Annotated in this window: 18 protein-coding genes and 1 pseudogene; 3 read left to right on the plus strand and 16 right to left on the minus strand. The window is 71.4% G+C overall.

Features of this window, described 5'->3' with window-relative positions:
* The 13 genes and pseudogenes from ACFY0O_RS14970 to ACFY0O_RS15030 all read right to left on the minus strand — a co-directional run.
* Positions 1 to 505 (minus strand): annotated as a pseudogene (locus ACFY0O_RS14970) (ribonuclease E/G); the annotation flags it as partial.
* A gap of 234 nt (positions 506 to 739) precedes the next feature.
* Positions 740 to 1,519 (minus strand): TIGR03936 family radical SAM-associated protein, encoded by a 780-nt coding sequence (locus ACFY0O_RS14975; RefSeq protein WP_388947271.1) that lies wholly within the window; start codon positions 1,517 to 1,519, stop codon positions 740 to 742.
* A gap of 224 nt (positions 1,520 to 1,743) precedes the next feature.
* Positions 1,744 to 2,598, minus strand: coding sequence for a hypothetical protein (locus ACFY0O_RS14980; protein ID WP_388947036.1), 855 nt, complete (start codon positions 2,596 to 2,598; stop codon positions 1,744 to 1,746).
* A 131-nt stretch (positions 2,599 to 2,729) separates the two neighbouring features.
* Positions 2,730 to 4,652 carry a TIGR03960 family B12-binding radical SAM protein gene (locus ACFY0O_RS14985; protein WP_388947038.1) on the minus strand — a complete coding sequence of 641 codons (1,923 nt, stop codon included), beginning with the start codon at positions 4,650 to 4,652 and terminating at the stop codon, positions 2,730 to 2,732.
* 75 nt (positions 4,653 to 4,727) lie between these two features.
* Positions 4,728 to 6,317, minus strand: coding sequence for a CHAD domain-containing protein (locus tag ACFY0O_RS14990; protein WP_388947040.1), 1,590 nt, complete (start codon positions 6,315 to 6,317; stop codon positions 4,728 to 4,730).
* Between the two features lie 79 nt (positions 6,318 to 6,396).
* Positions 6,397 to 7,596 (minus strand): rod shape-determining protein RodA, encoded by a 1,200-nt coding sequence (gene rodA, locus ACFY0O_RS14995; protein ID WP_388947042.1) that lies wholly within the window; start codon positions 7,594 to 7,596, stop codon positions 6,397 to 6,399.
* A 6-nt stretch (positions 7,597 to 7,602) separates the two neighbouring features.
* A complete protein-coding gene (gene mrdA / locus ACFY0O_RS15000) occupies positions 7,603 to 9,777 on the minus strand; it encodes a penicillin-binding protein 2 (RefSeq protein WP_388947043.1) in 2,175 nt (724 codons plus the stop codon).
* Positions 9,778 to 9,790: 13 nt separating this feature from the next.
* A complete protein-coding gene (mreD, locus tag ACFY0O_RS15005; RefSeq protein WP_388947044.1) occupies positions 9,791 to 10,504 on the minus strand; it encodes a rod shape-determining protein MreD in 714 nt (237 codons plus the stop codon).
* A gap of 12 nt (positions 10,505 to 10,516) precedes the next feature.
* On the minus strand, positions 10,517 to 11,464 hold the full coding sequence (gene mreC, locus ACFY0O_RS15010; RefSeq protein WP_358892925.1) for a rod shape-determining protein MreC: 948 nt from the start codon (positions 11,462 to 11,464) through the stop codon (positions 10,517 to 10,519).
* A 165-nt stretch (positions 11,465 to 11,629) separates the two neighbouring features.
* On the minus strand, positions 11,630 to 12,649 hold the full coding sequence (locus ACFY0O_RS15015) for a rod shape-determining protein (RefSeq protein ID WP_008738981.1): 1,020 nt from the start codon (positions 12,647 to 12,649) through the stop codon (positions 11,630 to 11,632).
* 306 nt (positions 12,650 to 12,955) lie between these two features.
* Positions 12,956 to 13,366 carry a nucleoside-diphosphate kinase gene (gene ndk, locus ACFY0O_RS15020; RefSeq protein ID WP_042812770.1) on the minus strand — a complete coding sequence of 137 codons (411 nt, stop codon included), beginning with the start codon at positions 13,364 to 13,366 and terminating at the stop codon, positions 12,956 to 12,958.
* Positions 13,367 to 13,430: 64 nt separating this feature from the next.
* Positions 13,431 to 13,781 (minus strand): DUF4233 domain-containing protein, encoded by a 351-nt coding sequence (locus ACFY0O_RS15025; protein ID WP_042812769.1) that lies wholly within the window; start codon positions 13,779 to 13,781, stop codon positions 13,431 to 13,433.
* 7 nt (positions 13,782 to 13,788) lie between these two features.
* The gene (locus tag ACFY0O_RS15030; protein WP_388947046.1) at positions 13,789 to 15,315 is read right to left on the minus strand and encodes a bifunctional folylpolyglutamate synthase/dihydrofolate synthase; all 1,527 of its coding nucleotides are present in this window, start codon (positions 15,313 to 15,315) and stop codon (positions 13,789 to 13,791) included.
* 118 nt (positions 15,316 to 15,433) lie between these two features.
* Between ACFY0O_RS15030 and ACFY0O_RS15035 the strand changes: the two genes are divergently transcribed.
* Positions 15,434 to 16,483 (plus strand): rod shape-determining protein, encoded by a 1,050-nt coding sequence (locus tag ACFY0O_RS15035; RefSeq protein ID WP_388947048.1) that lies wholly within the window; start codon positions 15,434 to 15,436, stop codon positions 16,481 to 16,483.
* 17 nt (positions 16,484 to 16,500) lie between these two features.
* On the opposite strand, the gene ACFY0O_RS15040 is transcribed toward ACFY0O_RS15035, so the two are convergent.
* Together ACFY0O_RS15040 and ACFY0O_RS15045 are read right to left on the minus strand one after the other, a co-directional pair.
* The gene (locus ACFY0O_RS15040; protein WP_388947049.1) at positions 16,501 to 17,649 is read right to left on the minus strand and encodes a sensor histidine kinase; all 1,149 of its coding nucleotides are present in this window, start codon (positions 17,647 to 17,649) and stop codon (positions 16,501 to 16,503) included.
* A 154-nt stretch (positions 17,650 to 17,803) separates the two neighbouring features.
* On the minus strand, positions 17,804 to 20,425 hold the full coding sequence (locus ACFY0O_RS15045) for a valine--tRNA ligase (RefSeq protein WP_388947051.1): 2,622 nt from the start codon (positions 20,423 to 20,425) through the stop codon (positions 17,804 to 17,806).
* A gap of 98 nt (positions 20,426 to 20,523) precedes the next feature.
* Between ACFY0O_RS15045 and ACFY0O_RS15050 the strand changes: the two genes are divergently transcribed.
* Complete coding sequence (locus ACFY0O_RS15050) at positions 20,524 to 21,150, plus strand: hypothetical protein (RefSeq protein WP_388947053.1); 627 nt, start codon at positions 20,524 to 20,526, stop codon at positions 21,148 to 21,150.
* Between the two features lie 92 nt (positions 21,151 to 21,242).
* The gene (locus ACFY0O_RS15055) at positions 21,243 to 22,193 is read left to right on the plus strand and encodes a hypothetical protein (protein ID WP_388947055.1); all 951 of its coding nucleotides are present in this window, start codon (positions 21,243 to 21,245) and stop codon (positions 22,191 to 22,193) included.
* Between the two features lie 72 nt (positions 22,194 to 22,265).
* Here the strand turns inward: ACFY0O_RS15055 and clpX are convergent, their stop codons facing one another.
* Positions 22,266 to 23,552, minus strand: a complete 1,287-nt coding sequence (clpX, locus tag ACFY0O_RS15060; protein WP_358892917.1) for an ATP-dependent Clp protease ATP-binding subunit ClpX — start codon at positions 23,550 to 23,552, stop codon at positions 22,266 to 22,268.
* Positions 23,553 to 23,625 lie beyond the last annotated feature (73 nt).

Raw genomic sequence — 23,625 nt, forward strand, 5'->3', positions numbered from 1 at the left:
CGGGCTCGGCCTCCACGACCGGCTCGGCGGCACCGGCCGGAGCCGTCACGGCGCGGGTGGCACGACGACGGGCACGCGGGGCGGGAGCGGCCGGAGCCTCCTCCGCCACGACGGGCTCGGGAGCGGCCGCGGTCTCGGCGGCGGGCGCCTCGGGGGCGGTGACGGCACGGGTGGCGCGGCGGCGGGTGCGCGGCGCGGGAGCGGCCGGGGCCTCCTCGGCGGCGGTCTCCACGGGCGACTCGGCCGGCTCGGCGGCGAGGGCGGCCGGAGCGGCCACGGCGCGGGTGGCGCGGCGGCGGGCACGCGGGGCGGGAGCGGCCGGGGCCTCCTCCGCCACGGCGGGCTGGGGGGCGGCCTCGGTCTCGGCGGCGGGCGCCTCGGCGGCGGCACCGCCGGGGGGACCGGCCGGCCGGGAAGCCGCGCGGCGACGCCTGCGCGGGGGCAGGTTGTCGCTGGGGCTGCCGGTCTCGGCGGCGGGGGTGTTCTCGTTCTCGTTCTCGAGCATGCGGGCGGTTCTCCCGTCACGCTCCCGGGCGCCGCGGCTGACGTCCGGTCCGGCACGGCTCCGCGCGAAGTACGCGGAGCCGGCCTCCGGGGCGCGTTCGCCACACGGGAGCTGTAGTCCATGGCCGCCGGTTCCGTACGTCTTGTCCGTACGGCCTGGCGGAAGTCTTCAGGTCTGTGCGCTGCCCGACCCAGGTGGCTCCCGAGTTCCAGGGCGGCGCGACGACGACGATCCCTACGCGGCGGGACCTTCCGGCGCCTTCGCGTCGGCGTTCACGGCGGCCGTGGGTGGGGCGGCCGTGTCGGCCTCGCGGTCGGGCGCGAGCGGGTCGGTCACCGTGCCGGACTCCTCGTCGAAGAGCCCCTGCGCCAGCCTGGTCACCGCAGCGGGGACCGGCGGCGCCAGGTCGGCCACAGCGTGAAGACCGGACAGGACGTCGTCGGGTCGCACGGCAGGTGTCAAATGCCGAACAACCAGCCGCAGTATCGCACAGGCATTGTCCAGAGGCCTATCAACCTGGGCAGGAAGCGCCTCAAGGCTCACGACCGCGGCGCGGGTGTCGAAGGTGCGCATCCCGTTCTTGGTGCGGCGCTGCACCTCGACCGTCTCGGCGGCGAGGAACGCCTCCACCGCGCGCTGCGCGTCGGCGGGCTCGACGCCCTCCAGGCGCAGCTCCCAGATCGAGGCCGTCAGCCGGTCCGCGAGCCCGGAGGTGCGGGCCTCGACGGCGTCGACGATGTCGAGGCCGAGCGGCATCGACTCGTCGAGCAGCTCGCGCAGCGTCTCGGGGTCGCGGGGCGCGGCGAGGGCGATCTCCAGGTACTCCGCCTCGCTGCCGGTGCCGGTCGGAGCGGCGTTCGCGTACGAGACGCGGGGGTGCGGGGTGAAGCCGGCCGAGTACGCCATGGGTACCTCGGCGCGGCGCAGGGCGCGCTCGAAGGCGCGCTGGAAGTCTCGGTGGCTGGTGAACCGGAGGCGGCCACGCTTGGTGTAGCGCAGTCGGATGCGCTGCACCACCGGTGCGGGGGGCGGGCCTTCGGGCTGTCGCTTGCCCAGTGGTTCTTCTCCTTGTGCGGGGCGTCGCGCTCGCGCGCCGCCCTGAGGTCTGTCGACCCGTCCGGCTCAGCCCCGCCGGCGGGGGCGGGGAGGTCTCGGCAGCGGGTGCCGCGTCGGCGGCTGTCGTACTACCCAGAGTACGCGCCCGTGACCTCGCCGGTTCCCGGGCGGGCCTTCCCCGGCTACCGGGTCGGGGCGCCCGTGCCGAAGATCGCCCGCCGTACCTCGGCCCGGGCCTCCCCCATCGCGGTGCGCGCGGCCCGCCACACCTGGCGCAGGGCGTGTCCGACGGGGGTGGCCACGTGGCGGCGGACCCAGGCGAGCGGGCGGGCGACGCAGCCGCGCCACAGCCACCGCAGTCCGCGCCCGAGGGCCCGGGTGACCCGGCCGGCGAGGTGCCAGGCGGGCGCGAGGACCTCGCGGACGAGGAAGACCAGGGGCGGCACGATCCCGTGGACCGCCACCCAGGCCGTCCCGCGCCCGAGCGGCAGGACGGCGTAGCGCCACAGCCCCGTCCAGGGCCAGACGAACACCAGCAGGCAGACCCCCCGCACCAGCCACCGCACCCCGTGCCCGAGGGGGGTGAGCACCTGCCGGTAGAGCCAGGTCAGCGGCGGGGCGACGAGGTCCCGCAGCACCCATCCGAGGCCGGCGCCCACGGGTGCGAGCACGTACCGCCCGAACGCCAGCAGCGCCCAGGCGGCCGCCAGCCCGACGGGCCGCAGCAGGTACCGGTACACCGCGCTCCCGACGGGCACGGCGACGTACCGCCACAGGCCCACCCAGGGCCAGTAGAAGACCGTCAGCGCGAGCGGCCTGAGGAGGTACCGCCAGAGCCGCACGAGCCCCCACCCGAGGGCGTTGCCCAGCGGGGCGAGCACATGCCGTCCGGCCGCCCGCGCGCAGAACACGAGCAGGTCCCACACCATCCGCACGGGCAGCACCACCAGCACGGCCACGACCTTCACGGGCACCCTGACGGCCCCGGCCAGACACCCGTCCCCACCCTGCGCGGCCTGCGGCCTCTCGATCTCCATGCCGCTAAGGACAGCAGAACGCGTCGCTCCGTTGCGCGGGGCCCCGCAGATTCAGCCGATCGATCCCGGCCGGCCCTCGAACGAACATGCCCCCCACGTTTCCGGTGGGGGGCGTGTCGGGGCGGCTCAGGTCACTTCACGACCGACAGCGGCAGCAGCTTCTTGCCGGTGGGGCCGATCTGGATCTCCGTCTGCATCTGCGGGCACACGCCGCAGTCGAAGCACGGGGTCCAGCGGCAGTCCTCGACCTCGGTCTCGTCGAGGGCGTCCTGCCAGTCCTCCCACAGCCAGTCCTTGTCGAGGCCGGAGTCGAGGTGGTCCCAGGGGAGCACCTCCTCGTACGTGCGCTCGCGGGTGGTGTACCAGGCCACGTCCACGCCGTACGCCGGCAGGGTCTTCTCCGCCGCCTGCATCCAGCGGTCGTACGAGAAGTGCTCGCGCCAGCCGTCGAAGCGGCCGCCGTCCTCGTAGACCGCGCGGATCACGTCGCCGATGCGGCGGTCGCCGCGCGAGAGCAGGCCCTCGACGATGCCCGGCTTGCCGTCGTGGTAGCGGAAGCCGATGGAGCGGCCGTACTTCTTGTCACCGCGGATCTTGTCGCGGAGCTTCGCCAGGCGGGCGTCGGTCTCCTCGGCGGAGAGCTGCGGGGCCCACTGGAACGGGGTGTGCGGCTTCGGCACGAAACCGCCGATCGACACCGTGCAGCGGATGTCGTTCTGCCCCGAGACCTCGCGGCCCTTGGCGATGACGTTGATCGCCATGTCGGCGATCTGCAGGACGTCCTCGTCGGTCTCCGTCGGCAGGCCGCACATGAAGTACAGCTTCACCTGGCGCCAGCCGTTGCCGTAGGCGGTGGCGACCGTACGGATCAGGTCCTCTTCCGAGACCATCTTGTTGATGACCTTGCGCATGCGCTCGGAGCCGCCCTCGGGGGCGAAGGTCAGACCGGAGCGGCGCCCGTTGCGGGTCAGCTCGTTGGCGAGGTCCACGTTGAACGCGTCCACGCGGGTCGACGGCAGCGAGAGGCCGATCTTGTCGTCCGTGTAGCGGTCGGCGAGGCCCTTGGCGATGTCCGCGATCTCGGTGTGGTCCGCGGAGGAGAGGGAGAGCAGGCCGACCTCTTCGAAGCCGGTGGCCTTCAGGCCCTTCTCGACCATCTCGCCGATGCCGGTGATGCTTCGCTCCCGCACGGGGCGCGTGATCATGCCGGCCTGGCAGAAACGGCAGCCGCGGGTGCAGCCGCGGAAGATCTCGACGGACATCCGCTCGTGGACCGTCTCGGCGAGCGGGACCAGCGGCTGCTTGGGGTAGGGCCACTCGTCGAGGTCCATGACGGTGTGCTTGGAGACGCGCCACGGAACGCCGGAGCGGTTCGGCACGACCCGGCCGATGCGGCCGTCCTCCAGGTACTCCACGTCGTAGAAGCCCGGGATGTAGACGCTGCCCGTCTTCGCGAGGCGCAGGAGGACCTCCTCGCGGCCACCCGGACGGCCCTCGGCCTTCCAGGTGCGGATGATCTCGGTCATGTCGAGGACGGCCTGCTCGCCGTCGCCGATGATCGCCGCGTCGATGAACTCCGCGATCGGCTCGGGGTTGAAGGCCGCGTGCCCGCCCGCGAGGACGATGGGGTGGTCGACCGTGCGGTCCTTCGCCTCCAGCGGGATGCCCGCGAGGTCCAGGGCCGTGAGCATGTTCGTGTAGCCCAGCTCCGTGGAGAAGGACAGGCCGAACACGTCGAAGGCCGAGACCGGGCGGTGGCTGTCGACGGTGAACTGCGGCACCTGGTGCTCGCGCATCAGGGCTTCCAGGTCGGGCCACACCGAGTAGGTGCGCTCGGCCAGGACGCCCTCGCGCTCGTTCAGTACCTCGTAGAGGATCATGACGCCCTGGTTGGGCAGACCCACCTCGTACGCGTCCGGGTACATGAGCGCCCAGCGGACGTCACACGCGTCCCAGTCCTTGACGGTGGAGTTCAGTTCACCGCCGACGTACTGGATGGGCTTCTGCACATGCGGGAGCAGAGCTTCGAGCTGTGGGAAGACCGACTCGGACATCACGCGACTTTCGTGAAGCGGGCAGGGGGCGACTCTCAAGCGTACCTTGAGGCCCGCCCGCACTTCTCCACGTGATCATTTCAGGGCGGTCTTCGACCTCCGGCGGACGGCCTTGGCCCAGATGGCCGGAAGCCGGCGCTCCAGACGGGCGGACCGGCCTTCCTCGCGGCCGTGGAGCAGCCCCCAGGTGAACGCGGACTCCCCCGCGTCGGCGGCCTGGGAGCCGAGGCCGAGCAGGGCCTCGCGGGCCACGACCCCGTCCCGGTGGTCGCCGAGCAGGCTCTGCACCGACTTGGCGGCCTTGGCCAGCTTGCGGGCGGGCCTGCCCAGGGCGGGTGCGGCCGCCTCGGCGGCGTAGCGGGCGCGCTTGGCGGCCTTGCGGGCCTCGTGGAGGGCGCGGTCCCGCTCCTCGCCCGGGTCGAGGGCGAGGGCGGCGGCGACGCGGTCGGCGAGGCGGTCCCAGTCGTGGAGGACGGCCTTGGGCAGCTGCCGGGTCGCGGGGCGGGAGGCGGCGGGGCGCAGGGGCGGGTCGGCGAGGAGGGCGTCGACGGAGTCCAGGAGGGCCAGGTAGCGGTCGCTGTCGAGGGCGGCGACCGCGCGGCGGCGGGTGCGCTTGCGGCGCAGGGTGTTCCAGGCGCGCAGCCGGTCGCGGACGGGGCCCAGGCGCAGACCGGGCGGCAGTTCCCCGAGCCGGGCGCGCAGCAGTTCGAGGAGGACTTCGCGGTCGCGGTCGGCGCCGAGTTCGGCGCCGAGCCAGCGCAGTTCGTCGCGCACGGGGTCGGTGACGGCGCGGTCGAGGATCTTGCGGTGGGTGGCGAGGGTGCTGCGCAGCCGGCGGGTGGCGACGCGCATCTGGTGGACGGAGTCGGGCAGGTCGCGGCGGACGGCGGGGTCCTGGGCGACGAGGGCGTCGCGCTGCCGGCGCACGTACGCCAGGACGTGCGCGCCCGCCGTCCGGTCGGCGGGGTCGTGTCCGGGGCGGACGGGGGGCGGGGCGCCGGTGGCGGTGAGGGCGCGGGCGAGCTTGGAGGGGGCGTCGCTGACGCGCAGGCCGGCCTCGGCGAAGCGGTCCGTGACGGCGTCGAGGAGGGCGGGGTCGGCGCCGTCGGCGAGTTCCACCTCGACCTCGGTCCAGGCGGCGGCGGCCTTGCCGCGTTCGGCGCGGACGGTGTCGGTGCACAGCTGGGCGAGGAGGGTGCCGTCGGCGGCGAGGAGGTCGCGGGTGTGGCGTTCGGAGCTGAGGCGGACCTGGGGTTCGAGGTCGGAGCGGCGGGTGCGGGAGCGGGCGAGGGCGGCGAGGTCCGGGGGGAGGGTGTCGGAGAGCGGGGCGTGGACCTCGTCGCGGGTGCCGGGGGCGACGGGGAGTTTGAGGTGCCAGCCGGCGTCCTCACCGCCGGTGCGGCGGCGCAGGGTGAGGCCGTCGGCGGCGAGGGCCAGGCCGGGGGTGTCGTAGTAGACGGCGTCGAGGCGGGCGGTGCCCCGGTCGCGGACGGAGGCGATCCCGGCGGTCCCGGTCAGGTCCGGCAGCCGCGGCCGGGCGTCCCCGGCCCCGGCCTTCTTCCCGCCCTGCTTCGCCCGTTTGCCCTGGCCGCCGGTACCGCCGCCGCCCCCCTGGCCCCCGGTGAACTCGAATTTCCGCTCGATCTCGCGCTGGGTGTCCGCCATGGATCGAATCTAGTCCCGTTCCGGTGCGGCGGCAGGGCGCTGCGCACTGCGGCGTGAAGCGTCCGGCGCACCGCCCGGATCAGGCCGACATCGGGCGTTGCACCCTTATCGACTGGAGCAGCCCGACGGCCACCCAGACGGCGAACATCGAGGAGCCCCCGTAGGAGACGAAGGGCAGCGGCAGGCCGGCGACGGGCATGATGCCGAGGGTCATGCCGATGTTCTCGAAGGCCTGGAACGCGAACCAGGCGATGATCCCGGCGCAGACGATGGTCCCGTACAGCTCGGTGGTCTCGCGGGCGATCACGCAGGCCCGCCAGAGGATGACGCCGAGCAGGACCAGGATCAGTCCGGCGCCGACGAAGCCCAGCTCCTCGCCCGCGACGGTGAAGACGAAGTCGGTCTGCTGTTCGGGGACGAACTGGCCGGTGGTCTGGGAGCCCTTGAAGAGGCCGGAGCCGAGCGCGCCGCCGGAACCGATGGCGATGCGCGCCTGGTTGGTGTTGTAGCCGACGCCGGCGGGGTCGAGCTCGGGGTTGGCGAAGGCGGCGAAGCGGTTGATCTGGTACTCGTCGAGGACGCCGAGCTGCCAGATCAGGATGGCTCCGGCGGCGCCGGAGGCGAGCAGGCCGACGACCCAGCGGTTGGAGGCGCCGGAGGCGAGCAGGACGCCGAGCACGATGACGACCATGACCATGACGGAGCCGAGGTCGGGCATCAGCATGACGATGCCCATGGGGGCGGCGGCCAGGCACAGGGCCTTGACCACGGTGCGGTGGTCGGGGTGTTCGAGGTCGCCGGCGTCCACCCGGGCGGCGAGCAGCATGGCCATGCCCAGGATGATGGTGATCTTGACGAACTCGCCCGGCTGGAGGGAGAAGCCGCCGCCGATGACGATCCAGGCGTGGGCGCCGTTGATGGTCGAGCCGAGCGGGGTGAGCACGGCCAGGACGAGCACCAGGGAGATCCCGTAGAGGATCGGCACGGCTCCGCGCAGGGTGCGGTGGCCCAGCCAGATCGTGCCGATCATCAGCACGAGGCCGATGCCGGTGTTCATGGCGTGCCGGGTCAGGAAGTAGTACGGGTCGCCCTGGTTGAGGGTGGTGCGGTTGCGGGTGGCCGACCACACCAGCAGCGCGCCGAGGAAGGACAGGGCGAGCGCGGACAGCAGTATCGGCCAGTCGAGCCGGCGCAGGACGGAGTCCCGTGCGGTCAGCTTGGCCACGGCGCCGCGCTCCGGCGCGTACCGGGAGACGGAGAACTTGTTGGCGGTCTGCATCGGGCCTCAGTCCTGCTTGTGCGCGGGCGGGGCCGGCGGGCCGGCGAGGGCGGGCGGTACGTCCTCGGGGGACGGCGGCACGTACGGCCGGATCTGGGGGGCGTCGATGGAGCCGTCCGGCTGGATGGCGGGCAGGTTGGCCTCGGGCTTGGGGAGCAGGGCCTTGGAGAGGTCCTGCTTGCCGGACATGTCGAGGCCGTAGATGGCGTTGTAGATGTTGCGCACGGCGGGGCCGGAGGCGCCGGAGCCGGTGCCGCCCTGGGAGATGGTCATGACGATGGTGTAGTCGTCGGTGTAGGTGGCGAACCAGGAGGTGGTCTGCTTGCCGTAGACCTCGGCGGTGCCGGTCTTGGCGTGCATGGGGATCTGCTTCTGCGGCCAGCCGCCGAAGCGCCAGGCGGCGGTGCCGCGGGTGGCGACGCCCTCCAGTGCTTCGCTTATCTGCTGCCGGGTCTTCTCGTCCATGGGCAGCTTGCCGTGGGCCTGCGGCTTGATCTCCTCGACCTTCTTGCCGTCGGCGCTGATGACCGCCTTGCCGATGGTCGGGTTCCACAGGGTGCCGCCGTTGGAGATGGCGGCGTAGATGGTGGCCATCTGGATGGGGGTGACGAGGGTGTCGCCCTGGCCGATGGAGTAGTTGACGGCGTCACCGGCGCGCATGAGGTTGCCTTCGAGGCAGTTCTCGTAGGAGAGCAGCTCGACGTAGGTGCCGCCCTTCTTGCCGGTCTTGCACCACTGGTCCTTGTTGGCCTCCCAGAACCGCTGCTTCCAGGCGCGGTCGGGGACGCGGCCCTTCTCCTCGCCGGGGAGGTCGACGTGGGTCTCGGCGCCCAGGCCGAACTGGTGGGCGGTCTTGTAGAAGATCTCTGCCGGGTTCTTGACCGGGTGGAGGCCGCCGTCCTTGAGCCACTGCTGGTGGCCGAGGGCGTAGAAGACGGTGTCGCAGGAGACCTCGAGGGCCTGGCCGAGGGTGATGTTGCCGTGGCCCTGGGACTCGAAGTTCTTGAAGACCTGGCCGCCGATGGAGTACGAGCTGGGGCAGGGGTAGCTGCCGTCGAAGGGGTATCCGGCGTTGACGGCGGCGGTGGTGGGGATGACCTTGAAGATGGAGCCGGGGGCGGCCTGGCCCTGGATCGCCCGGTTCATCAGCGGGACGTTGGACTCCTTGGCGGTGAGCTTGGCGTAGTCCTTGGCGGAGATCCCGCCCACCCAGACGTTGGGGTCGTAGGTGGGGTTGGAGGCCATGGCGACGACCCGGCCGGTCTTGGATTCGAGGACGACGACGGCACCCGCGTCGGCCTTGTAGGGGACGCCGGTGTTGCGGTCGATCTGCTTGCGGGCCTCCACCATGGCGGCGTTGAGCTCGTACTCGGCGACGCCCTGGACGCGGGCGTCGATGCTGGTGACCAGGTTGGCGCCGGGGACGGCGGGGTCGTTCTCGGCCTGGCCGATGACGCGGCCGAGGTTGTCGACCTCGTAGCGGGTGACGCCGGACTTGCCGCGCAGCTGCTTGTCGTAGGTGCGTTCGATGCCGAAGCGGCCGACCTGGTCGGAGCGCAGGAACGGCGAGTTGGTGTTCTTGGCCTTGACGATCTCGTCGTCGGTGACCGGGGAGAGGTAGCCGAGGACCTGGCCGGTGTTGGCGCCGCCGGGGGCCGGGTAGCGGCGGACGGCGGTGGGCTCGGCGGTGATGCCGGGGAAGTCCTCGGGGCGTTCGCGGATCTGCAGGGCCTGCTGGGTGGTGGCTTCGAGGGTGACGGGGATCGGCTGGTAGGGGGATCCGTTCCAGCAGGGCTGGGGGGTCTTGGAGTCGCAGAGCCGGACCTTGTCCATGACGTCCTGCGGCTTCATGTCCAGCACCCCGGCGAGGCGGGTCAGTACGCCCTTGCCCTTGTCCTTTATCTTCATCAGCTCGGTGCGGCTGGCGGAGACGACGAGGCGGGTCTCGTTGTCGGCGAGCGGGATGCCCCGGGCGTCGAGGACGGAACCGCGCACGGCGGGCTGGACGACCTGCTGGACGTGGTTGTTCTTGGCCTCGTCGGCGTACTCCGCGCCGTTGCGGATCTGCAGGTACCACAGCCGCCCGAAGAGGGTGAGCAGCAGCGAGAAGACGAGCACCTGGAGGATGACGAGCCGGATCTGCACCCGGGGGGTGCGGCCGGTCTCCGGAATGTTGGTCACTGGTGCTCCCCCGTCACAGCTTCCTGACGCTCTTCACGCCCTTGACACCTTTGACGCCCTTGACGCCCTTTATGCGGCCGGCCCGGTTGGCGCGGCCGCGCGCGGTCATCATCCGCAGGCCGCCGCGCTGGCTGCCGATGCGCAGGCCGGTGCCGCCGGCCAGCCAGCCGGAGGCGACGTCCTTGCCCTGCGGGGGCCCTCCGTTGGCCTCGACGGCCATCGGGTCGTTCTCGGCCTTGCGGGCCAGGGCCATGATGAACGGCACCGTGAACGGGGCGAGCAGCAGGTCGTAGAGGGTCGCGGTGAACAGCAGTCCGACCAGGCCCACGTGGCGGGCGGCGGTGTCGCCGACGAGGGCGCCGACCCCCGCGTAGAGGAGGGTGGAGCCGATCGCGGCGGCCACGACGGTGAGCATCGGCCCCCAGGCGGAGCGGAAGCGGCCGTTGTCGGGGCGGACGAGGCCCACGAGGTAGCCGACGAGGCACAGGACGAGGGCGTACCGTCCGGCGGCGTGGTCGGCGGGCGGGGCGAGGTCGGTGAGCAGGCCGGCGGTGAAGCCGATGAGGGCTCCGCTGACGTGTCCGTAGACCAGGGCGAGGGCGACGACGGTCAGCAGGACCAGGTCGGGGACGGCTCCGGGCAGCTGGAGCCGGCCGAGGACGGTGACCTGGATGACGAGGGCGACGGAGACGAGCGAGCCCGCGAGCAGGATCCGGTTGATGCGCATGGCGGTCAGCTCCTACTCGTCGGCCGGCTTGCCGGAAACGCTGGCGGAGGGGGACGGGGCGACCGTGACGGTGACCGTCGGGGTGGGCTTGGGCGGCTCGGGCTTGGGCGGCAGGACGGAGTCGCGTGGGTCCTCGCGCGGGGGCATCACGACGACGCCGACGATGTCGAGCCGGGAGAAGCCGACGAAGGGGCGGACCCAGACGGTGCGGGTCAGGTCGCCGCGCGAGGGGTCGACCTTGACGACCTCGCCGATCGGGACCCCCGGGACGAAGGGCTTGTTGGCGCGGGAGCCGAAGGTGACGAGCCGGTCGCCGGGGTTGATCTTGGCGCGGCCGTTGAGCATCTGGACGGAGAGGGCGCGGTCGCCCTGGCCGGTGGCGAAGCCCAGTTCGCCGGTCTTCTCCAGTCGGGTGCCGACGGTGAAGCGGGGGTCGTTGGCGAGGACGACGGTGGCGGTGTCGGGGCCGACGGTGGCGACGCGTCCGACGAGTCCGTCCCCGTTGAGGACGGTCATGTCGCGTTCGATGCCGTCCTTGCTGCCGGCGTCGATGGTGACGGTCCAGGAGAAGCCCTGGGCCGCTCCTATCCCGATGACCTCGGCGCCCTTGATGCCGTACTGCCCGGCGCCGGCCCGCTTGAGCATCTCGTCCAGCTCGTGGGCGCGGCTGCGGGTCCGGTCGTCACTGCCCAGCTTGAGCTTCAGGGCGGTGTTCTCGCGCTCCAGGTCCGTGATCCGGTTGTGGCGCTTGTCGGAGTCGCGGACGGCCCCTATGGCGTTGGCGACCGGGTCCACGGCGGTCGCGACGCCCTCCTCGACGGGGCCGAAGACGGCCGCGGCGGCCCGCCGGGCGCCGTCGACCGGCGAAGCCTCTCCCGCTCTGATGTCCACCGTGATCAGCGCGAACGCGATGGCGATCAGCAGTACCAGGAGCAGCCGGCTCTCTCGTGTGTCCCTCACGTGCGGCGGCCGTGCCTTCCTCGTAGAAACTCGTGCGGCGGAACCGTTCCGGCGGGGCCGGGGCGGCACCGGACTGTGCCTGTATATCAACGATCCGCCGCACGGGCGCGGCAGCACCCGTACGGCGGATCCTTGTGTTCCGCATGCCCCGTTACGGGGGTTTGATCACCGCCGGGGCTGGGCGTCCAGGACCTGCTGGAGGGCCTCGAACTCCTCGACGCACTTGCCGGAGCCGAGGGCCACGGAGTCGAGGGGGTCCTCGGCGATGTGGATCGGCATGCCCGTCTCGCGGCGCAGCCGCTCGTCGAGGCCGCGCAGCAGGGCGCCGCCGCCGGTGAGCACGATGCCGCGGTCCATGATGTCGCCGGAGAGCTCCGGCGGGCACTTGTCGAGGGTGGTCTTGACGGCGTCGACGATGGCGTTGACGGGCTCCTCGATGGCCTTGCGCACCTCGGCCGCGGAGATGACCACGGTCTTGGGCAGGCCCGAGACCAGGTCGCGGCCGCGGATCTCGGTGTGCTCGTCCTTGTCGAGGTCGTACGCCGACCCGATGGTGATCTTGATCTGTTCGGCGGTGCGCTCGCCGAGGAGGAGCGAGTACTCCTTCTTGATGTGCTGGATGATCGCGTTGTCCAGCTCGTCGCCGGCCACCCGGATGGACTGCGCCGTGACGATTCCGCCGAGGGAGATGACGGCGACCTCGGTGGTGCCGCCGCCGATGTCCACGACCATGTTGCCGGTGGCCTCGTGGACGGGCAGGCCCGAGCCGATGGCGGCGGCCATGGGCTCCTCGATGATGTGCACCTGGCGGGCGCCGGCCTGCGTGGACGCCTCGATGACGGCGCGGCGCTCCACTCCGGTGATGCCGGAGGGCACGCAGACCACCACGCGCGGGCGCGCCAGGTAGCGACGCTTGTGGATCTTGAGGATGAAGTACCGGAGCATCCGCTCGGTGATCTCGAAGTCGGCGATCACGCCGTCCTTGAGGGGGCGTACGGCGACGATGTTGCCGGGCGTGCGCCCGATCATCTTCTTCGCCTCGGAGCCGACCGCCAGGATGCCGCCGGTGTTCGTGTTGATGGCGACCACGGACGGCTCGTTCAGAACGATTCCCCGGCCCCTCACGTACACCAGCGTGTTGGCGGTCCCGAGGTCGATCGCCATGTCACGGCCGATGAACGACATGTTGTTCCCCTTGTTCCCCATGAGGAGCGTCTGGCCTTCCAGTTGATAGCGGCTGCTGTCAGGTCGGCGAGGTGGGTGTGTGGGTGGAGGCCCCATCGTAGTGCCGCAGGTACGGACATCGCGCGACGGGACTCCGGCAATCCCGCCGGAACGGATACCCGCCCCCTTAGTGGTGACGTCGTGTCCTGTCCATGCGTTCCCGGACCGCGCCCGCAATACCGAAGGGCGACCGAAATTACTTCGGTCGCCCCAGGTCATGAGCGCTATTTGGCTGATGTCACGTCAGAAAGGAGTGGCCGCGACAAGTCAGAGAGCGGGGAAGAACAGCTTCAGCTCGCGCTCCGCGGACTCCTCGGAATCCGAGGCGTGGATCAGGTTCTCCCGGGTGATGGACCCGAAGTCGCCCCGGATGGAGCCGGGCGCCGCGGCGATCGGGTCGGTGGGTCCGGCCAACTGGCGGACACCCTCGATCACGCGTTCCCCTTCGACCACGAGGACGACGACCGGGCCGCTCGACATGAAGCCCATGAGGGGCTCGTAGAAGGGCTTGCCCTTGTGCTCGCCGTAGTGGGTCTCCAGGGTCTCCTGGTCCAGCGTGCGCAGCTCCAGCGCCGGGATGGTCCAGCCGGCCTTCCGCTCGATCCGGCCGATGATCTCGCCGATCAGGCCACGGCGGACGGCGTCCGGCTTGAGGATGACGAGCGTGCGCTGGGTCATGTTCCAACTCCTTGCGGCATACGGGTGCGGTAGGGCGAATCTACAGGGCCGGTACGGTGACCCGTCACGCAGCGTCAGCCTCGGCCTGGCGGGCGGCCCAGCTCGCCTTGATCGCGTCGATCCGCCGGCCGTAGTGCACCGAGCACCACCACAGGCCCGCGAAGACCGCGCCCAGGAAGAACATCATCGGGACCACGAAACCGCTCGCGATCAGGCCGATCTGCAGCGCCCAGCCGAGCTCCACCGCGCCCCGGCGCGAGAGCATCCCGCACAGCAGCACCGACAGCAGCATCGTCACGCCGCAGACCGTCCACACCTGGGCCTGGGTCAGGTCCGGGTTCTTCATGGCCACCAGGCCCGCGAAGCCGACGACGAAGAATTCACCGATCAGCGTGCTCGCGCAGAGCGTGCGCATCGATCCCTCAGCCCCTCTTGAACAGCAGGCGGGCCTCGCCCACCGTGATCACGGAACCGGTCACCAGGACCCCGGCCCCTCCGTATTCGGCCTCTTCCTCCGCCAGCGTGACGGCCGCCTCCAGGGCGTCGTCCAGCCGCGGCTCCACCTGCACCCGGTCGGGGCCGAAGACCTCGACGGCGATGGCGGCCAGCTCGTCCGCGCCCATGGCCCGGTGGCTGGTGTTCTCCGTGACCACGACCTCCGCGAAGATCGGCTCGAAGGCCTCGAAGACGCCCTTGACGTCCTTGCCCTCGCTCGCCGCCACCACACCGATCAGCCGGCTGAAGCCGAAGGCCTCGGTCACGGCCTCCGCGGTGACCTGCGCGCCCGCCGGGTTGTGCGCGGCGTCAAGGATCACCGTCGGGCTGCGGCGCACGACCTCCATGCGGCCCGGCGAGGTCACCGAGGCGAAGGCCTGCCGCACCGTGTCGGCGTCCAGCTCGCGCGCCTGCTGCCCGCCGACACCGAAGAAGGCCTCGACGGCGGCCAGCGCGACCGCCGCGTTGTGCGCCATGTGGGCGCCGTACAGCGGCAGGAAGATGTTGTCGTACTCGCCGCCCATCCCGCGCAGGGTGAGCATCTGGCCGCCGACCGCCACCTCGCGGGAGACCACGCCGAACTCCATGCCCTCGCGGGCCACGGTCGCGTCGACCTCGACGGCCCGCTTGAGCAGCACCTGCGCGGCGTCCACCGGCTGCTGCGCGAGGATCACGGTGGCGCCCTGCTTGATGACGCCGCCCTTCTCCCCCGCGATCTCGCCGGGCGTGGAGCCCAGCCGGTCGGTGTGGTCCAGGCTGATCGGGGTGATCACGGCGACCGAGGCGTCGATGACGTTGGTGGCGTCCCAGGTGCCGCCCATGCCGACCTCGATCACGGCCGCGTCCACGGGCGCGTCCGCGAAGGCCGCGTACGCCATGCCGGTGAGCACCTCGAAGAAGGACAGCCGGAAGTCCTCGGCGGCGTCGACCATCTCCACGTACGGCTTGATGTCGTGGTAGGTCTCGATGAACCGCTCGGCGCTGATCGGCGCCCCGTCCAGGCTGATCCGCTCCGTGACGGACTGGACGTGCGGGCTGGTGTAGCGGCCGGTGCGCAGCTCGAAGGCGTTCAGCAGGGCCTCGATCATGCGGGCCGTGCTGGTCTTGCCGTTCGTCCCGGTGACGTGGATGGTCGGGTAGGCGCGCTGGGGCTGGCCCAGGACGTCCATCAGCGCCTCGATGCGGCTGACGGACGGGTCCAGCTTGGTCTCGCCCCAGCGGGTGGAGAGCTCCTGCTCCACCTCCAGCAGCGCCTTGGCCACCTCGGGGTCCTCCGGGCGGGCGGGCACGGGGTCGCCCGTGGGCGGGCCGGCCTGGGCGCGCAGGGTGCGGCTCCCGGCCTCGATCACCGCCAGGTCGGGGTCTCGGTCGGCTTCTTCCGCCACTATCTGGTCGAACTCGTCGAACGTGCCGTCGCGGTCGCGGTCCTGGCCCTCGGGCTGCTGCTCACTCACAGCCCCCAGTCTACGGACGCGGGCCCCGGGGACTTTCGGCCCGGCCGTTTCGGGACCTTCGGCGGCGAAAGCGACCGGATCGTTATGCAAGCCTTGCGGACGGGAGATTGGGGAACAAATGCCGCAGGCCAGTACCGACAAGACCGCCTCCAGCCGGGACATAGGCATAGACCTGGGGACCGCGAACACCCTGGTCTACGCCCGCGGACACGGGATCGTGCTCAATGAGCCGTCCGTGGTCGCGGTCAAGGCGGGCACCACCACCGCGCTCGCCGTCGGAACGGAGGCCAAGGAGACCATCGGCCGCACCCCGGGCTCCATCACCGCGATCCGCCCCCTCAAGGACGGGGTGATCTGCGACTACGAGGCGGCCGAGGAGATGATCCGGCACTTCGTCCGCAAGGCGGTCCCGGGCCGGCGCCCCCGCACCCGGATGGTGATCTGCGTGCCGTCCGGGGTCACCCCGGTCGAACGGCGGGCCATCGTCCACGCCTCCACCCGGGCGGGCGCCCGCTCCGTCCACCTGATCGAGGAGCCGATGGCGGCCGCGATCGGCGCCGGCCTGCCGGTGGCCGAGGCGCGCGGCTCGATGGTCGTGGACATCGGCGGCGGCACCTCGGAGGTGGCCGTCATCTCCCTGGGCGGGATCGTCACCTCGCAGTCCCTGCGGATCGGCGGGGACCGGCTCGACGCCGCGATCGCGGACCACGTGCGCAAGGAGCACTCGCTGCTCATCGGCGAGCGCACCGCCGAGGACGTGAAGGTCGCCATCGGCTCGGCCTGGCCGGTGCCCGAGCGGCCGGAGCTGGAGACCCGCACCTTCACCGTGCGCGGGCGCGAGCGGGTCGGCGGCATGCCCAAGACCCTGGAGCTGACCGCGGCCGACGTACGGGCCGCGCTGGACGAGCCGGTCGAGGCGATCATCGCCGCCGTCCGCGCCACCCTGGAGGAGTGCCCGCCCGAGCTGTCCGGGGACGTCATGGAGCACGGCATCGTCCTCACCGGCGGCGGGGCGCTGCTGCCCGGGCTGGACCTGCGGATGGCCTCCGCGACCGGCATCCCGGTGTTCGTCGCCGACGCGCCCCTGGACTGCGTGGCCCTGGGGTCGGGGCGCTGCGTGGAGGACCTGGACACCCTGGGGTCGCTGCTGTCCCCCGCCAAGGCCTGACGGGTCCGCCGGAGGGGTCAGCCGCGCGGCAGGGTCGCGACGACCTCGTAGGTGTCCTCGCCCCGCCGGGCCGTCAGGTTCCCCCCGAGGCTGCGGACGCGCTCGGCCATGCTGGCGGTGCCCGAGCCGGCCGAGACCGGCGCCCGGCCCGGGGTGCGGGCCGGCAGGCCGTTGCTGACGGCGATCCTCAGGTGCGGGCCGTCCGCGCTGACCGACACCTCGATGGTCTCGCCCTGCGCGTGCTTGGCCGCGTTCGTCAGGCACTCCTGGACCACCCGGTAGACCGCCGCCTGCCGCAGCGGCGACAGCGCGTGCGCCTGGGGGTCGATCGTCAGCCGGACCGGCGAGCCGGCCCGGCCGCTCTCCTCCGCCAGCGCCGCCAGCCCCTCCACGCCCGGGGTCGCGGCCCGCTCGCCCCGCTGCACGATGATCTCGTTCAGCACCAGGTGGGCCCGGCGGGCGGTGTCGGACAGCTCCTCGAAGTCCTTCGCGTACGGGGTCTCCCGCGCCCGCATCGACAGCACCTCGGAGCGGACCGTCAGCAGGGTCAGCTCGCGCCCGACGAAGTCGTGGACGTCGCGGGCGACGGAGTTCCGTTCCTGCTGGACGGCGTGCAGGACGGCCGCCTCGGCCCGCCGGGCCTCCAGCTCGCGCACCAGGTCGTGCCGGTAGGCGGCGATGCCGACGGCGGAGGCGAGCACCCCGATGGGCACGACCAGGCTGAGGAAGGAGCTGAGGGTGGCCGCCTTGGGCTCGGGCCAGCCGGGCAGGCAGAACACGGCGAGCGCGAAGGCCACGTAGCCGGTGGTGGCCAGGACGGCGGCCCGCCGGCCCCGGTTGCGGCCGACGGAGTACAGGGCGAACTGGATCAGCGTCAGCTCGTGCAGCCAGCCGATGAACAGCAGGGCGGTGAGGTACGGCGCCCATGGCAGCCGGCGCCGCACCAGCAGGGTCGTACAGCCGGCCGTCAGCACCAGGGCCGCCTGCCAGCCGTTGAGGGAGTTGTCGGCGGCGGCCAGGCCCGGCAGGTCCAGGGCCATCAGGCCCAGGCAGCTCAGCGCCGCGAGGGCGTCCTGCGCCCGGGGCGAGGCGCCCCAGCTTTCGGCGAGCCGGCGCCCGGAGGCCACGGCCCGGCGGAGTACCGGGACGGAGGACTTCAGGTGCATGCCCCCATCATGCGTGGTCCGCGCCCGGGATCGGCTCAGCCATTCGGACATATCACGTGATGAACGGCACTCGTGGCAGGGCCGTACGTTCCCGCACGGGCAGACGAAAGGCCCCCACCGGCCGGTGGGGGCCCTTCGCTCACTCACTCGCCGGCTAGGCGGCGGGCAGGGCGTCCAGCTGGGCCTGGATCCGGGCGATGTCCGCCTCGGCCTTGGCCAGCCGGCCCTTGATCTTGTCCACGACGTTGTCGGGGGCCTTGGCCAGGAAGGCCTCGTTCCCGAGCTTCGCCTCGGCCTGCTGCTTCTCCTTCTCGGCGGCGCCGAGGTCCTTGGAGAGGCGCTTGCGCTCGGCGGCCACGTCGATCGTGCCGGACAGGTCGAGGGCGACCGTGGCACCGGCGACCGGCAGGGTGGCGGTGGCGCTGAAGCCCTCGCCCTCCGGCTGGAGGCGCAGCAGCTGACGGATGGCGCCCTCGTGCGCGGCGAGCGGCGTGCCGGCCAGGTCCAGGCGGGCCGGGACCTTCTGGCCCGGCTGCAGCCCCTGGTCGGCGCGGAACCGGCGGACCTCGGTGACGACGGCCTGGAGGTTCTCGATCTCCGCCTCGGCGGCCTCGTCGCGGAAGCCACTGTCCTTGGGCCAGTCGGCGACCACGAGGGACTCACCGCCGGTGAGGGTGGTCCACAGCGTCTCGGTGACGAACGGGACGACCGGGTGCAGCAGGCGCAGCATGGTGTCCAGCACCTCGCCGAGGACCCGGCCGGAGACCTGCGCGCCCTCGCCGCCCGCGAAGAAGGTCGTCTTCGACAGCTCGACGTACCAGTCGAAGACCTCGTCCCACGCGAAGTGGTACAGGGCCTCGCTCAGCTTCGAGAACTGGAAGTCCTCGTAGTACGCGTCCACCTGCGCGACGGTCTTGTTCAGGCGCGACAGGATCCAGCGGTCGGTCGCCGACATCTTCTCGACCGGCGGCAGCTCGCCCTCGATCGTCGCGCCGTTCATCAGCGCGAAGCGCGTGGCGTTCCAGATCTTGTTGGCGAAGTTGCGGGAGGCCTGGACCCAGTCTTCGCCGATCGGCACGTCGGTGCCCGGGTTGGCGCCCTTGGCCAGGGTGAAGCGGACGGCGTCGGAGCCGTACTTGTCCATCCAGTCCAGCGGGTCGACGACGTTGCCGAAGGACTTCGACATCTTCTTGCCGCGCTCGTCGCGGACCAGGCCGGTCAGGGCGATGGTCTTGAACGGGACCTCGCCGTCCATCGCGTACAGGCCGAACATCATCATCCGGGCGACCCAGAAGAAGATGATGTCGTGGCCGGTCAGCAGGACGTCGGTGGAGTAGAACTTCGCCAGGTCCGGGGTCTTCTCCGGCCAGCCCAGGGTGGAGAAGGGCCACAGGCCTGAGGAGAACCAGGTGTCCAGGACGTCGGTGTCCTGGGTCCAGCCCTCGCCCGTCGGCGGCTGCTCGTCGGGACCGACGCAGACGACCTCGCCGTCCGGGCCGTACCAGACGGGGATGCGGTGGCCCCACCACAGCTGGCGGGAGATGCACCAGTCGTTGAGGTTGTCGACCCAGTCGAAGTAGCGCCGCTCCATCTCCTGCGGGTGGATCTTGACCCGGCCGTCGCGGACCGCGTCACCGGCGTTCTTCGCGAGGGTCTCGACCTTGACCCACCACTGGAGGGACAGGCGGGGCTCGATGGTCGTGCTGCAGCGCGAGCAGTGCCCGACGGAGTGCAGGTAAGGACGCTTCTCGGCGACGATCCGGCCCTGCTCGCGCAGGGCGCCGACGACCGCGGACCGGGCCTCGAACCGGTCCAGGCCGAGGAAGGGGCCGTGGACGGTGATGACACCGTGCTCGTCCATGATCGTCATGTTCGGCAGGCCGTGGCGCTGGCCGATGGCGAAGTCGTTCGGGTCGTGCGCCGGGGTCACCTTGACGCAGCCCGTGCCGAACTCGGGGTCGACGTGCGCGTCCGCGACGACCGGGATCGAACGGTCGGTGAGCGGCAGCTTGATGAGCTTGCCGACCAGGTGCTTGTAGCGCTCGTCGTCCGGGTGGACGGCGATGGCCGTGTCACCGAGCATCGTCTCGGCGCGGGTGGTGGCGACGACGAGGGTGTCCTCGCCCTCCCCGTACGTGATGGAGACGAGCTCGCCGGCGTCCTCCTGGTACTCCACCTCGATGTCGGAGATGGCCGTGAGGCAGCGGGGGCACCAGTTGATGATGCGCTCGGCGCGGTAGATCAGCTCGTCGTCGTAGAGCTTCTTGAAGATGGTCTGGACGGCCTTGGACAGGCCCTCGTCCATGGTGAAGCGCTCGCGCGACCAGTCGACGCCGTCGCCGAGGCGGCGCATCTGGCCGAGGATCTTGCCGCCGTACTCTTCCTTCCACTGCCAGACGCGCTCGACGAACTCCTCGCGGCCCAGGTCGTGGCGGGACTTGCCCTCCTCGGCGAGCTGCTGCTCGACCTTGTTCTGGGTGGCGATGCCGGCGTGGTCCATGCCGGGCAGCCACAGCGACTCGTAGCCCTGCATCCGCTTGCGGCGGGTCAGGGCGTCCATGAGCGTGTGCTGGAAGGCGTGGCCCAGGTGGAGCGAGCCGGTGACGTTCGGCGGCGGGATGACAATGGTGTACGCGGGCTTCTCGCTCGCGGCGTCGGCCGTGAAGTAGCCACGCTCTACCCAGCGCTCGTAGAGCTTCCCCTCTACCTCGGCCGGCGCGTACTGGGTCGGCAGTTCGGAGTTGGGGGCACTGGGTGTCTGCGTGTTCTCGGTCACGGGGCACAGGATACGGCGGGTGCCGCCCGCGTCACGAATCGATACCGCAGGGCGGTCCCCCGTTGACCGCGGCCGGTCCGCGGACGTCTCATGCGCCCATGAACGAGAGCACCCCGGCCGCCTTCCCCTACCAGCCCGTATCCCCTGCGCAACGCAAGCGGAAGCGGACCCTCAGCACGGTCGGAACCGTACTGGGCCTCGCCGCGGGGGCGTTCCTCGGCCGGTGGGCCGTGCACGCGGCCCTCGCCGGTCCCGAGGACGCGGGCCGCTACAAGCTGCTCCCGCCCGCGTCCTTCCAGGGGCTGGCCCTCCAGGAGTCCGGGCCGCGGGTGGACGCGATCAAGCAGGGGCAGGGCACGCCGAAGGAGGGGACGGATCCGCTGGCCGTGGTCTACGCGGACCAGGCGGGCACCGCCCAGCTGGTGGTGAGCGGCGCCGCCGGGACCTTCACGGACGACGACCCCGGGGCCGTGCTCACCCGCGGCCTGCACGACATGGGCGTCAACGGGGCCGTCACCCAGGACTCCGGCACCCCGGCGGGCGGCGCGATGCGCTGCGGCACCGTGCCGGTGGGGGCGGAGCAGCTGACGATGTGTATGTGGGCCGACCACAGCTCCCTGGTGACGGTCACCGTCCCGGTGGAGAACAAGCCGGTCGCGCTCGACGCCCTGGCCGCGCGGACGCGGGCGCTGCGGGCGGCGATGGAAGTACCGGCCGGGTCGTAGTTCGGTAACGGCCCGGACCCCGATGCCCCGGTCGAACAGGCCTTCCGCCAGGATGTGTGAAACGGATAAGGAACCTCACAGGGGGACTCGGGATGAGTTACAACCAGCCAGGGCCGTACGGCCAGCAGCCGCAGCAGCCGGGCCCCTACGGCCAGCAGCCCCCGCCGCCGCCGGGCCCGTACGGCCAGCAGGCCCCGCAGCCGGGCTACGGCTACCCCCAGCAGGCCCCGCCCCCGCCCCCGCCGGCCTACCCCCAGCAGGGCGGCTACCCGCCCCCGCCCCCGCCGCAGCCCGCGTACGGCTACCAGCAGCCCCCGCAGCAGCAGCCCCCGCAGCAGCAGCCCTACATGCCGCCGCCGGCACCGCCGAAGAAGTCGAAGGCGCTCCCGATCATCGCGGTCGTCGCGGCCGTGGCCGTCATCGGCGGCGCCGGCTGGTGGTTCCTGGGCGGCGGCTCGGGCAGCGTCTCCGACGCCACCAAGGGCTACAAGCTGGTCGCGCCGGAGGCCGTCGGAGAGTTCCAGAAGGACCCGAAGTACAAGGCGAAGGAGTTCAGCCCGGAGGAAAAGCAGCAGGTCGAGGCCGCCGGCATCAAGAACCCCACCCAGGTGGGCATGGACTACGCGTCCGGTGACCAGAAGAACCCGCTCACGCTCAAGGGCATCACCTTCAGCGGTGTCTACGGCGACATCGCCGACCCCGAGAAGACCGTCGACGGGCAGTTCGCCGCAGCCAAGCTGAAGTTCTCCAAGGACGGCAAGTCGGACGTGCAGCTCATCGGCAGCCCGAAGAAGATGACCCCCGCAGGGTTCAAGGGCGCCGTCATGAAGTGCCAGGAGATCAAGGCCACTTCGAAGGACCCCTCCACCAAGGGGCCCAAGGAGATGACGGTCCCGCTCTGCATCTGGGCCGACTACAGCACCGCAGCCACGGTCATCTCCACCGACGTGGCCTCCCTCCTCACCGGCAAGCCGGGCTACACCCTGGAGCAGAACGCGGACTTCACCGCGAAGCTCTACAACACCGCCCGTGTGAAGAAGTAACCCCCCGGAACGCAAACGGAAGGGGCGCCCCGGACATCCGGGGCGCCCCTTCCGCGTGCAACGACCAGGCGGCTACGCCGACTTCTCGTGCGGGCCCTGGTCCTTCGGGACGATGCGGGGGACCAGGGTCGGGTTGACGTTCGAGCGGACCACGTCCGCCGTGATGACCACGCGGGCCACGTCCTTGCGGGACGGGACCTCGTACATCACCGACATCAGGACCTCTTCCATGATGGCGCGCAGGCCGCGCGCGCCGGTCTGGCGGAGGATGGCCTGGTCGGCGATGGCCTCCAGGGCCTCGCGCTCGAAGTCCAGTTCCACGCCGTCGAGTTCGAACAGGCGCTGGTACTGCTTCACCAGGGCGTTGCGCGGCTCTACCAGGATCTGGAGGAGGGCTTCCCGGTCCAGGTTGTGGACCGAGGTGATGACGGGCAGACGGCCGATGAACTCCGGGATCATCCCGAACTTCACCAGGTCCTCCGGCATGACCTCCTGGAACTGGTCGCTCGCCTCGATCTCCCGCTTCGAGCGGATCGTCGCCCCGAAGCCGATGCCCTTGGCGCCCGCGCGCGACTCGATGATCTTCTCCAGGCCGGCGAAGGCGCCGCCCACGATGAAGAGCACGTTCGTCGTGTCGATCTGGATGAACTCCTGGTGCGGGTGCTTGCGTCCGCCCTGCGGCGGGACGGAGGCGGTGGTGCCCTCCAGGATCTTCAGGAGGGCCTGCTGCACGCCCTCGCCCGAGACGTCGCGCGTGATCGACGGGTTCTCGCTCTTGCGGGCGACCTTGTCGATCTCGTCGATGTAGATGATCCCGGTCTCGGCCTTCTTGACGTCGTAGTCGGCCGCCTGGATCAGCTTGAGGAGGATGTTCTCCACGTCCTCGCCCACGTAGCCGGCCTCCGTCAGCGCGGTGGCGTCGGCGATGGCGAACGGGACGTTCAGCATGCGGGCCAGCGTCTGGGCCAGCAGGGTCTTGCCCGAGCCCGTGGGGCCCAGCAGCAGGATGTTGGACTTCGCGAGCTCGATCGCGTCGTCACGGCCCGCCCCGCCGCCGTTCTCGCCGGCCTGGACGCGCTTGTAGTGGTTGTAGACCGCTACCGAGAGCGCCTTCTTCGCCGGCTCCTGGCCGACGACGTAGCTCTCCAGGAACTCGTAGATCTCACGGGGCTTGGGGAGTTCCTCCCACCGGACCTCGGAGGTCTCCGCGAGTTCCTCTTCGATGATCTCGTTGCAGAGGTCGATGCACTCGTCGCAGATGTACACACCGGGTCCTGCGATGAGCTTCTTCACCTGCTTCTGGCTCTTCCCGCAGAACGAGCACTTGAGCAGATCGCCGCCGTCACCGATGCGTGCCACGAGGTGCTTCCCCTTCGCCTGGGAGACGCTTGGTTCAGCGCTCCTGGTGCCTCATATCCGACGGTACCTTGCC

This window comes from Streptomyces sp. NPDC001594, assembly GCF_042893675.1.
GTDB lineage: Bacteria > Actinomycetota > Actinomycetes > Streptomycetales > Streptomycetaceae > Streptomyces.

Bases quoted from the DNA above. Each gene is read 5' to 3' on its own strand.
- ACFY0O_RS15035 (WP_388947048.1), top strand. From the start codon at position 15,434: ATGCCGCAGGCCAGTACCGACAAGACCGCCTCCAGCCGGGACATAGGC.
- ACFY0O_RS14990 (WP_388947040.1), bottom strand. From the start codon at position 6,317: ATGGCGGACACCCAGCGCGAGATCGAGCGGAAATTCGAGTTCACCGGG.
- rodA (WP_388947042.1), bottom strand. From the start codon at position 7,596: ATGCAGACCGCCAACAAGTTCTCCGTCTCCCGGTACGCGCCGGAGCGC.
- ACFY0O_RS15040 (WP_388947049.1), bottom strand. From the start codon at position 17,649: ATGCACCTGAAGTCCTCCGTCCCGGTACTCCGCCGGGCCGTGGCCTCC.
- mreD (WP_388947044.1), bottom strand. From the start codon at position 10,504: ATGCGCATCAACCGGATCCTGCTCGCGGGCTCGCTCGTCTCCGTCGCC.
- ACFY0O_RS15050 (WP_388947053.1), top strand. From the start codon at position 20,524: ATGAACGAGAGCACCCCGGCCGCCTTCCCCTACCAGCCCGTATCCCCT.
- ACFY0O_RS14980 (WP_388947036.1), bottom strand. From the start codon at position 2,598: ATGGAGATCGAGAGGCCGCAGGCCGCGCAGGGTGGGGACGGGTGTCTG.
- ACFY0O_RS15055 (WP_388947055.1), top strand. From the start codon at position 21,243: ATGAGTTACAACCAGCCAGGGCCGTACGGCCAGCAGCCGCAGCAGCCG.
- ACFY0O_RS15015 (WP_008738981.1), bottom strand. From the start codon at position 12,649: ATGTCGTTCATCGGCCGTGACATGGCGATCGACCTCGGGACCGCCAAC.
- ndk (WP_042812770.1), bottom strand. From the start codon at position 13,366: ATGACCCAGCGCACGCTCGTCATCCTCAAGCCGGACGCCGTCCGCCGT.
- ACFY0O_RS14985 (WP_388947038.1), bottom strand. From the start codon at position 4,652: ATGTCCGAGTCGGTCTTCCCACAGCTCGAAGCTCTGCTCCCGCATGTG.
- ACFY0O_RS15025 (WP_042812769.1), bottom strand. From the start codon at position 13,781: ATGCGCACGCTCTGCGCGAGCACGCTGATCGGTGAATTCTTCGTCGTC.